Below are 10,891 nucleotides of genomic sequence, written 5' to 3'. Positions count from 1 at the left end.
TTCAACGCCGACAACGAGCCGCTCGACGGATTCGTCGTGGCGTACACCGTGACCCCCGGCGCGGGGGTGACGGTGACCAACAACGTCATCACCATGACGAAGACCGGCGACCACGACATCAAGGGGACCGTGCAGGGGTTCCCCGCCGTGAACCAGACTAAGGCGTGCGACGTCACGCCGGGTCCGGCCGCCGCCGTGGACCTGACGCTTTCGCGCACGACGATCAACGCGGGGCAGTCGGTCACCTGGGACGCCGACGTCGAGGACATCTACGGCAACGCGATCGACGGTTCGACCGCGACGCTCTCGGTCACGCCGAACACCGGCGTGTCGGTCGTCGGCGACACGATCACCTTCGACAAGGCGCGCGTCGATCCCTTCGTCGTGAAGGCGCAGTACACGTTCCTGTACGACGAGGTGAACGTTCAGGTGAACGACAACCGCGATCCGCGCATCGTGTGGACCGCGCCCGACCGCGGCACGGTCACGAACTCCACCGGCGTTTCCGTGCAGGGGCAGGTGATCGAAAACGAAAGCTCGGTCGCCTCGTTCACGATCAACGGCGAGCAGCCGCAGTCGTTCTCGGGCGGCGTGTTCAGCCACGTGGTGCAGCTCGAATACGGCCTGAACATCATCGTCGCCGAGGTCGAGGATGCCTTCGGCAACACGTCGAACGCGTCGATCTCGGTGATCCGCGGCAACCTGCTCGACGTGGACGACCGCGTCGAAAGCATCATCGGCGCGCGCATCAACGACCAGGGCTTCAACCAGATCGAGCTGCTCGCCGCGGATCTGCTCACGGCGTTCGACATCAACGAGATCATCCAGCAGCTCTACGACGACGGAACATTGCCGCTCGAAATGGGCACGCCGGGCCAGTCGGGCTACGTGTACGCCGATTTCTCGCAGATCGAGTTCGGCACGCCGCAGATCACGCTCGAACCCGAGTTCGGCCTGCTCGCGATCTCCGCGACGCTGCCGGACATCGACATCGTGCTCGGCGCGGACATCGTCATCACGACGGGTCAGCCCGCGCAGCACTTCGACATCGACATCACCGGACAGATCGGCGCGGACATCTCGGTGCTCATCGATGTCGTCGCGGGCGAGCTCGTGGTGAGCGTCGACGGCTTCACGCTCAACGACACGCAGCTCGACGTGTCGCTCAACGGCTTTCCGCTTTCGATCGAGGCGCTCATCAAGACGCTCGTGGGGCAACTCGTCGGCGACCTGTTGGAGAACGAATTGCCGCAGATCATCGAGGAACTCCTCGGCGATCTCGACCTGAGCTTCCCCGTCGATCTGCTCGACGTGACGTTCACCTTCGGGCTCGATTTCGAGACCATCGATTTCGAACCGACCGGCGCGACGATCTGGCTGGGCGGAAACGTCACCAAAAACGCGCCCGACGACCCGAACAACAAGGAGTCGTGCTACTCGAACCTGACGACGTGCGGCAGCCTGCTGACGCCGGGGCTCGCGCCCGACCTCGACACGCAGTCCTGGGACGGCAACCTGCAATACGGATTCGGCCTGGCCGTCGGCGACGACTACATCAACCGCGCGCTCTACCAGTTCTTCCGCGCGGGCATCATGAACTTCAGCGTCATGGACTACACGCAGGAACAGGGTGGCACGTGGGACCTGCGCATCGACAATCCGCTCATCCAGCTCCTCGTGCCGGATCTCGACGACATGTTCCCCGACGACCCCGACGCGCCCATCGACTTCGTGCTCGATCCGCAGCTTCCGCCCGTCGTCAACTACACGTCGGGCACGCGCGACGCGCTCGGCCTCGAATTGCAGATGGGCGACCTGCTGCTCGACATGGTGGTGCGTCCGGAGGTCGGTGATCCCCAGTCGATCCTGGGCGTGGCCGTGGCGCTGCGCATTCCGCTCACCGTCGGCATCGACACCGACTCGCAGATGCTGTCGCTTGGATTCGGCGACCCGCTCGTCGTGATCGATGTGTACGATGAGGACTTCATCTACTTCCCGAACGAATTGCTCGAAGACCTGATCCCCCAGGTCATCGAGATCGTGCTCCCGCTGCTCACCGATCTGATCGGCGAATTTCCGATCCCCACGTTTTCGGGGCTCGCGATCGAAATCGTCGAAACCTCGGTGGGCGGCACCTACGACGATTTTCTCGGCTTCTTCACGGATCTGACGCAGATCCCGTGAGAGGTCCGATATGCGGAGGACGGCCATGAAGAGATTCGGTTGGTTTGCGGCGACCGTGATCGCCGCGGCCCTCGTCGCGGCGGGCGGCGCGCTCGCGAGCGACGAGTTCCGCGCCGATGTCGATTTCGTTTCTATGGGAACGGTGTATCCCGAGGTCGCGACGGATTTTCACGTGCGCGTGACGAACGAGACGTGGGAAGCGCCCGAGGCCGAGCGCATCCGCCGCTTCGAGATCCACATGCCCTCGATGCTCTATGCCGTGCTCTCGGTCGACCTGTCATCGCCCGATCCGCTGCACCCGGAATCGGGTGGTGTGTGGACCGCGGAGTACGCCGACAACGCGGGCGTCGGGTTCATCACGTGGCGGTTCCTCACCGACAATCTCCTGCAGGGCGGCGACATCGAGGAGGGCGAACACCTCGATTTCACGTTCACCGCGATCACGGACGAAATCCTGTCCGACGGCTTCGTGTGGATGGTCGAATCCGACACGTCGGCCACCGCCGAGGGGCTCGCCTACTTCGGCGACGCGGACGACGATGACGACGACTCGGACGATGATTCGGACGACGACAACGGGGATGACGACGACTGGTATCCCGACGACGACGAGGACGACGATGACGACGACGGCCCGTCGCCGAGCGTGGACGACGACGACGACCAGGGCCTCGTTCCGCCCCCCGCCGACGACGAGGACGACGAGAAAAGCTGCGGCGAGTGACCGCCGCACCCGCTTCTCCGCGACGGATTGACGTCGAACGCCACTTCGCGCCATCGTGGGCGTCGCCGGAACGCGGATGCGTCACGATCCACGAAACATGAACAGCACCTTGCCCATCTCCGGAACGCCGCGCGTCCTGCTCGTGGCGGGCCCCGCCGGCCCCGATTGCGCCGAACCGCCGATCGACCGCCTCGCTCCGCTGACGAACGGCGCGTCAGGCGAAATCGCACTGTACACCGACGGGGTGATCTTGCGATCAGGCGTCGCCGATGGCCTCGGCTTTCTCGGCGCCACGCGGTGGTACGCGCGCCTTGTGCGATTCCTCTGGCGTCATCGCGAACGCATCGAACTCGTGCATTTTCACGAGACGCCCGGACCCGCGATCTGCCGCCTTCTGCGCACCGCCCGACGCTTCATGCCCCGCGTGCGTTTCACGCAGCGCATCGCGTTCATCCCGACGACGTCGGGCAGTCTCGCGCGGCGACTCTTCGCGCACGCCGTGGTGGTCGAGACACTCGACGCCCTCGACCGCGTGCGTGTTCACGCCCCGGGAATCGCGGCGTTTCGCATGCCGCCGCCGGTCGTGCCGGACGCGGATGCCTCGCCGCGAGCCGAAACTTTGGCGCGCCTCGGGCTGCAACCCGGGGCGTTCCATCTGCTGTTCGACGGTCCGATCGAGCGCGGGAATGTGCTCGATCACCTCGCGCGAATCGTGCCCTACCTACTGCTCGCCGAACGCCGGTTGCACTTCCTTCTCCGGGTACGCGTGCGTACCGGAACGTGCCGAGCCACGGCCGAGGCGTTCTATAAACGGCATCTCGCCGCGTTTTGCATGCAGACGAGCGTGCTGTTCGACGACGAACCGGCTCGCGAATTGTGGGATCTCGCGGACGCGCTCTTTCTGCCCTACGAGCGCCATGCGCAGGACGCGGAGATTCCGCTCGCGGTGCTCGACGCCGCCGCGCACGGCAAGCCCGTGTTTCTGCTCGATCGTTCGCCGTGGATCGATCTCGGCCCGCACGACCTGCGCGGGCGCGTCACGGCGGCGAAGGACCCCGATCTGGGTCTGCGCATCCTGGACTACGTGCGAGATCCGGGCGTAATTCCGTGCGACGCGCTGAAGGGCCACTCCCGGCAGAACTTCGCCGCCGACGTCGCGGTGCGAAAGCTGCGCGAAATCGCCGAACGCACCGCCGCGCGCTGAATCAAATTCCCGCGAAGCGAATCGTCAGCAGCCGCATCCGCCGCCGGTGTATCCGTCGCCCTCGTCGCCCTCTTCAGCGATGTCGTCGTCCGCCGCGTCGTCGTCTCCGGGCGCGTTGTCATCGTCGCCGGTGTCGTCGTCATCCGTATCCGGCGCGCAGTCGGTGCCCGGCTCGCCCTCGTCCTCAGTCACGTAGGTGTCGGGTTCGGGTCCGAGTCCGCCGAAATCGAAGTACGGTTCGTAGGCATCGGCGAGCGCGAACGCCGCGTCCTTCCAGTCCACGCGGTCCATGTGGATGAGCCCCATCGAGTTGATGTAGGGCGCGACAAAATCGGGCAGGCCGTTCTTGGTGAACCAGTTGAAGACGCACCACCACGAGGCCCCGGCGATCAGTCCGTCTTCATTCACATTGCCGTCCGCGTCGAGCGCGCCGAGCTCGGCGAACGCGGCCCACGTGTCCTCGAACACCGCGAGCTGATTCGCCTCCTGCGAGTCGTCGGCCTCGGACCAGATACCATATTCGGTGGCGATGACGGGGTGCTCGGGGAACTTCGCGTGGAAGTCGTCGAGGAACGCCGACGTGTCGGCCAGCGCGTCGTCGCCGTAGAAGACCCCGTAGTAGAGCGTCCAACCCACCACATCCATGAAACGCGTGCTGGGCGCGGTGTTGCCCCAGGTCGCGCCCGCGGCGAGGGACTGCGTGAGCAGCCGCCCGTCGGCATAGCGGTCGTAGTCGTTGCGGATCTCCTCGTCATACGCGCCGAGCCCGCCATTGAAGAAGTAGAACGGCTCGTTGTTCGTGCCCCACAGCAGAATCGACGGGCGATTGTAATTGGAGAACAACATTTCGCGGAACATCTGAAGCGCGACGTGGCGCTCCCGCTGCACCTTCCAGTTCCACGCGAAGCTCCAATACACGGGCAGCTCGGTCATCACGCCGAGCCCCAAGCGGTCCGTGAGCAGATACGTATGCAGGTGGTTGGGGTAGTGGCCGCTGCGTAAAAAGAGCGCATTCAGATCCTGCACGGTCTCGAGGTCCGCACGGATGCGGTCCCAGGTCGCCGTGCGCCCCGTGTCGGGCCATTCCTCGTGGCGCGCCACGCCGGGCAGAAACGCCACGCGGCCGTTCACCAGCATCTTGCCGTTTTCGCGGCCCAGCGTGCGCAGACCGAACTGCGTATGATGGACGTCTTCGCCGGGCGCGTCGAGAGCGGTTTGCAGCACGTAGAGGTTCGGCTCGCGCGGCGTCCACCGACGCGGCGCGCGGATGCGGAACGTGCGGCTCGTTGCCGCGACCGCGCCCGGTTGGAGCACGAGGTACGCGTCGGGGCAACCCTCGACCGACGTTTCGGCGCCGACGATCGACGCGGGCGCGGGATCGGTCAGGTAGCCGGGCGCATCGGGATCAGCATGGAAGACGCGTAGGCGCGCGGTGAACGCGGCAGCGTCGGCGGACGCGTTTTGCACGACGAGATCGACGCGCACGTGGCCGTTGTCGTCCAGCGGGATCACATTGGCGCGCACCACGTGAACGGCGGGCGCGGATTCGAGATAGAGATCGTGCACGACGCCCGCGTAGTCCCACCAGTCGGCGAGAAACCACGACGGCACCATGCCGGCGCGAAGGCCCGGGAAGGGATGGTCGACACGGATGGCGATGGTGTTCGCCGCGCCGGGCACGAGCGCTGCGCCGACGTCGATGGAAAACGGCGTGTAGCCCCCCTCGTGAACGCCGACCCACTCGCCGTTGATCCAGATGTCGGTGATGTAGTTCGAGGAAAACAGCACGAGCCGGTTCGCGCGCCCCGCCCAGTCCGCCGGGACATCCACGTTGCGCCGATACCAGATGGCGCTGTGCCAGGGTTCGGGCGGGCTCGCCTCGTCGCCGGGCATTTCGTCCTCGACGCCGGGAAGCTCCTTGTCGTCCCACGCTCCGTCGTCATAGTTCGCCGCGTGGCGCCCGCCGCCCTCGATCTCGATCTGCTCGATGACGCCTTCGGTGCGCGCCTCGAACGAAAGAAAGTGGTCGCCCGGCGTCACACGCTCTTTCTTCCACGTTCCCGCGAGGTTCACCGTCGGCCGCTGCTGCGGCTCGAAATCGGGGAGCGGCGCACCCGACTGATACGGCACCACGATGCCGTTCACATCGATCAGTTCGAGCGTCGGTTCGAGCGTCCCGACCTGTGCGAACGCGGGAGCGGCGCACGCAATCGCCAATGCCAGGAGCGCGAGTGCGCGGGAGTGGTTCCTGTTCATCTTCACGGCTCCGGTGTCACGAGAATCATCTCGGCGACCGTGAGCGACGGCAGCATGACGCGCCAGTGCCCCTCGTCGATCTTCGCCCACGCGAGGTCGATCAGGTCTTCGTTCGCCACGAGCTGAAACCGCGCGGGCTCGAATCCGCCGGGCGGATACACGTCGATGGGGATGTTGATCTTCTCGTGCCAGATCCAAGGCGCGATGAGGTTGAGGTCGTAGTGAAAATTCGTGAGCACGATCAGCGCGCCGCGCGGGCCGAACGTCGCCTGCGTGTCGATGGTCGAGTCGGGCGTCGTGGCATAGAGCCCCGGCGTCATCCACTCCCCTTCAAGCGCGAACGGCTCCACGGTGTCGAGCTCGCGCGCGAGACGCTTCATCTCCGGCAGCGGCTCCGGGCACGTCTCCATCCATTCCTTCGAGAAGCGGAACCACAACAGACCCTTCACCCCACGGCCGAGCACCACGTACCACTGGGCGCGAATCTCCTCGTCGGTGAGGCAACGGTTGAAGAAGTACAGGTCGCCCCAGTTGTTGGCCTGCGTCCAATCCCAGACCGGTTTGGGTTCGGAGTTGATCTTCGCCGACTCGGCGTAGTAGCCGAGGAACCAGAGGTGATCCCACAGATACGGCGGCCAGTTCGTGTTGCACTTCGGCGCGAACACGCAGTAGTGGTCCATACCGCCGATGTCGGGAAGCGCCTGAAACGCGGGCCAGCGGTGCGCGCAGGCGTTGTAGCCCCACTGGGGTTTCTTGGTGCCCCATAGGTCTCGCTGCAACTGCATTTCGGCGAGCGAATCGATCGCCTCGCCGTTCAGATCGGGTTCGCCGAAGACCGCGTTCGCCGCGATCGCCGGGCTGTCGCCCCAGTTCGCGATGTATTCTTCGTAGAGGGCGTTCGTGCCGCCCTCGTGCGTAAACAGGTAAACGCCCTCGTTCTCGGCGAGCGGCACCACGTCGTCGGGATGGTTGTCGCCCGACGGGCCGTAGATATGCATGTCGATGCCGTAGTCGAGCTGTTCGGCCCGGTTGTCGGCGTTGTCGTAGATCTCGTCCGAGCTTCCGTCCCAGTTGCCGAGCGGGAAGATCGGCGGAAACACGCGGTGGAAGCGCGTGCCCGACACCGGCGCGCGCCCCGTTTCGCCCAGCACCGTGAAGACGTGAAACATTCCGTAATCGATGCCCTCGGCGCGCGGCACTCGGATGAGCCCCGTCCCGCCCGGCGCAAGCGTCTCCGACTCGATCGCCACGAAATCGGAAACGTCCAACCCGTCGACCGCGAGCCCCGTCAATTCCACGGCTTCGTCGGCATCGTTGCGCGCGTAGATCAACAGCTCGTCGCCCGCGACATTCGCCGTGATGAACGTCGGCGAGAGCGTCGGCGCGGGGATCGGGCCGTTGAACGACCAGAGCGTTTCGGTGCCCGCCTTCACGACGAGGTTCACGTCTTCGCCCGGCAAAAACGCGTCGTCGTACGAGTGGCACTGCACCGCACCCACGCCCGCGGGCAGCAGGTCGGCGTCGACGATCTCGCACCACTCGACGTGCGTGTCGTCGGGATGGCCGTTCTGTCCGTTCACGAGGATCGTGTCGGCGGTCGCGGCGCCCGGCGACGTGAAGAATCCGTACACCAAGCCGCCGCCGAAGGGGGGCGCTCCCGTTTCGATGATTTCGGTGCGGAAGTAATTCGGATGGAAATCGATCCCGTCGAGCGTCCCCACCGCCGTCGGGAACTCGCCCACCTGCACCACGCAGCTCGACGCGTCGGCGAATCCCTCGGCGTTGGTGACGGTGAGCGTGGCGCGGTAGACGCCCGCGTTCGCGTAGGCGTGCGTCGCGCTCGCGACATCAGCGATCTCGCCGTCGCCGAAGTCGAGCGCGTAGGTCAGCGCGAGTCCGTTCGGATCTGAAGACGCCGCGCCGTCGAAGTCGATGACCTCGCCGGGATCGGCGAATGCGGGATCGCACGCGAGCACCGCGAGGGGTTCGCGGCTCCAGTCGGGACCCGTATCGTCGTCGTCCGCATCGTCGTCCGAGTCGTCGTCCACGTCATCGTCCGGAGCGCTGTCATCATCCGCCGCATCATCATCGGCGTCGTCGTCCGACGTATCGTCGCCCGCCGCGTCGTCATCGCCGTCATCGTCGTCCGTTACGCCGGAATCCGACGAAGGCGAATCGTCATCTCCGCCCCAACACCCGCCGAACGCGACCGCCGCCGCGACCAGGAACACCCAACATCCAACGCGCGAAAACATGGCACGCTCCCGGCGCGAAACCGCCCGGACGAATGTCTCTCCCGTGGCACCGACTGTCAAGTGACAGTGTGTGACAGAATGCGTCTTCGGTGTCGCGATTCGACCGGAACGGTCGCTCACCCCGCGACGAGATGCGCGACGAGTCCGAGCGCGGCGCACGCGACGATGGTGCGGATCATTCCCGCCCCGTGGCGCGTGAGCGCGACGAACGCGCCGACGGCGAGAACCAGCGGAACGAACTGAACGCTGTCCCAATCCGGCAGAGCGAGACGCACTCCCAACGGACCGCTCACATCGGACACGGATGCGAAGATCACGTGCAGCGCGAACCACACGGCGAGATTCGCGATCACGCCGACCACCGCGGCGGTGATGGCCGTGAGCGCGCCGGCGAGCGCCTTTCGCCCGCGCACGGCCTCCACGTACGGCGCGCCGGCGAGAATCCACAGAAAACACGGCGTATACGTCACCCACACGGTCATCCAAGAACCGACCAGCAGCGCGAGCCACGGCGCGAGGATGCCGGGGTTGCGCCACGCGCCGATCGCGCCGACGAACTGCACGACCTGGATGAGCGGGCCCGGGGTGGTTTCGGCCATGCCGAGACCGTCCATCATCTCCCCCGGCGTCAGCCAGCCGTACACCTCGACGGCTTGCTGCGAGACATAGGGCAGCACCGAGTAGGCCCCGCCGAAGGTCAGCACGGCGGCTTTGGAGAACAGCACGCCCTGCCGGAAGAAGACATCCCAGTCGGCCCCCGCCGCGCGAAACGCCAAGACCGGCGCGACCCACAGCAGTGCCAAAACGAAGGCCACGGCGAGATCGCGCGAGGGCCGGGGACGCATGTGCGGCGCGGCATGGTTTTCCAGGAGCCGGTCCGCGAGCGCGTCGGAATCCCCGGCGGAACCGTGCCCGGTTCCCCGCGAAAACACGCCCGGGGCGAGCTTCGACCCGAAGAATCCCACGATCCCCGCCGTCAAAATCACGTAGGGAAATGGAACGTGGAACACGAAGAGCGCGACGAACGCCGCGACGGCGAGACACATGAGGAATGGATGTTTGAGCACCCGCTTTCCGACGCGCCAGACGGCCTGGACCACCACCGCGAGCACGGCGGCCTTGAGACCGACGAAAAGACCGGCGACCAGGCTGACGTGGGCGGCCGCGACGTACAACGAAGAGAGCGCGAGGATCGCGACGAAGCCGGGCAGCACGAAGAGCGTGCCGGCGACGAGTCCGCCCGCGTAGCCGTGCAACAGCCAGCCCATGTAGGTGACGAGCTGCATGGCCTCGGGTCCCGGAAGCAGCATGCAGTAGTTGAGCGCGTGCAGAAACCGCGTCTCGCCGATCCACTTGCGCTCGTCCACCAGCACCCGGTGCATGACCGCGATCTGCGCGGCGGGGCCGCCGAAGCTGTTGAGCGCGATCGTTATCCACGCGCGCACGGCTTCGCGAAACGGAATCGGCGAATTCCTCGGGATCAGGGGCAACGGGGCTCCGGGGGCGTCGCGGGGCACGCCGAAAAGAACCGGGGTGCGAACTTGGGTTCGAGAAGCTGTTTTACAGACGATGCGCGGAAGTTTCCATGATCGGCACGGTCTTTGGCGCGATCAACCCCGACCGCTACTTGCCCAGAATTTGCGGCAGGGCGTCGTGCGCGCCGTTGATGACGAACTGCACGGCGATGACGGCGAGGATGAGGCCCATCATGCGCGTGAGCACGCGCAGACCCATCGGGCCGAGCTTGACCGTGAGCGGCGCGCCGAAACGCACGAGCAGCCAGCTCGCGAAAACCGCGGCGGGCAGCGCGGCGAGCGTGAGCGACTTTTCCGCCCAGCCGCGCGACTGATCCATCAGGCTCATCACGGTGGCGATCGTGCCGGGGCCGGCGATCATTGGGGTGCCGAGGGGCGTGATCGCGACGTCGGCCTTGGCGCGGGCCTCGGCTTCATCCTTAGGCGAAATCTTCTGGCGCGGCGATTCGCCGTAGAGCATCGACTGGCTCATGACGAACAGCAAGATACCGCCCGCGATGCGGAACGCGCCGATCGTGATGTTGAAGAACTGAAAGATCAGCTCGCCCGCCAGGCCGAACGCGACGCACACCCCCAGCGCCACCAGATGCGCGCGGGCGACGATGCGGTTGCTGCGCGCGGCGTCCATCCCGTCGGTCAGGCTGACGACGATGGGGATGTTGGAAAACGGGCTGAGGATGACGAAGACCGCCAGCACCGCCTTCACGTATGCGAGCAACAAATCGTGCATGGT

General features: G+C 65.9%; 7 protein-coding genes. 3 read left to right on the top strand and 4 right to left on the bottom strand.

All coding sequences use genetic code 11. The annotated features are described in order from the left end of the window. From IT350_07630 to IT350_07620, 3 genes are all read left to right on the top strand, one after another. Nucleotides 1-2,184, top strand: a 2,184-nt coding sequence (locus IT350_07630; GenBank protein ID MCC6157908.1) for a hypothetical protein, incomplete at its 5' end; no start/stop codon positions are given. A 25-nt stretch (nucleotides 2,185-2,209) separates the two neighbouring features. Next, the gene (locus IT350_07625; protein MCC6157907.1) at nucleotides 2,210-2,908 is read left to right on the top strand and encodes a hypothetical protein; all 699 of its coding nucleotides are present in this window, start codon (nucleotides 2,210-2,212) and stop codon (nucleotides 2,906-2,908) included. A gap of 97 nt (nucleotides 2,909-3,005) precedes the next feature. After that, entirely contained in the window at nucleotides 3,006-4,112 is a 1,107-nt protein-coding gene (locus IT350_07620; GenBank protein ID MCC6157906.1) for a glycosyltransferase, read from the top strand. 24 nt (nucleotides 4,113-4,136) lie between these two features. Here the strand turns inward: IT350_07620 and IT350_07615 are convergent, their stop codons facing one another. The 4 genes from IT350_07615 to IT350_07600 all read right to left on the bottom strand — a co-directional run bounded on the left by IT350_07615 (nucleotide 4,137) and on the right by IT350_07600 (nucleotide 10,888). Further along, nucleotides 4,137-6,368 (bottom strand): hypothetical protein, encoded by a 2,232-nt coding sequence (locus IT350_07615; protein ID MCC6157905.1) that lies wholly within the window; start codon nucleotides 6,366-6,368, stop codon nucleotides 4,137-4,139. A gap of 2 nt (nucleotides 6,369-6,370) precedes the next feature. Continuing rightward, complete coding sequence (locus IT350_07610) at nucleotides 6,371-8,623, bottom strand: PKD domain-containing protein (GenBank protein MCC6157904.1); 2,253 nt, start codon at nucleotides 8,621-8,623, stop codon at nucleotides 6,371-6,373. A gap of 116 nt (nucleotides 8,624-8,739) precedes the next feature. Then, complete coding sequence (chrA, locus tag IT350_07605) at nucleotides 8,740-10,107, bottom strand: chromate efflux transporter (protein ID MCC6157903.1); 1,368 nt, start codon at nucleotides 10,105-10,107, stop codon at nucleotides 8,740-8,742. A gap of 139 nt (nucleotides 10,108-10,246) precedes the next feature. Next, entirely contained in the window at nucleotides 10,247-10,888 is a 642-nt protein-coding gene (locus IT350_07600) for a MarC family protein (GenBank protein MCC6157902.1), read from the bottom strand. Nucleotides 10,889-10,891 lie beyond the last annotated feature (3 nt).

It is taken from the genome of Deltaproteobacteria bacterium (assembly GCA_020845895.1).
In the GTDB taxonomy this organism is placed as follows: Bacteria; Lernaellota; Lernaellaia; order JACKCT01; family JACKCT01; genus JADLEX01.
Note: the sequence above shows the minus strand (reverse complement) of the source record. Positions and strands in the feature narration are given on the sequence as shown.

What these genes read in the sequence shown, in the direction of transcription:
- IT350_07600 (MCC6157902.1), bottom strand. Translation starts at nt 10,888, where the DNA reads ATGCACGATTTGTTGCTCGCATACGTGAAGGCGGTGCTGGCGGTCTTC.
- IT350_07615 (MCC6157905.1), bottom strand. Translation starts at nt 6,368, where the DNA reads ATGAACAGGAACCACTCCCGCGCACTCGCGCTCCTGGCATTGGCGATT.
- IT350_07625 (MCC6157907.1), top strand. Translation starts at nt 2,210, where the DNA reads ATGAAGAGATTCGGTTGGTTTGCGGCGACCGTGATCGCCGCGGCCCTC.
- IT350_07620 (MCC6157906.1), top strand. Translation starts at nt 3,006, where the DNA reads ATGAACAGCACCTTGCCCATCTCCGGAACGCCGCGCGTCCTGCTCGTG.
- IT350_07610 (MCC6157904.1), bottom strand. Translation starts at nt 8,623, where the DNA reads ATGTTTTCGCGCGTTGGATGTTGGGTGTTCCTGGTCGCGGCGGCGGTC.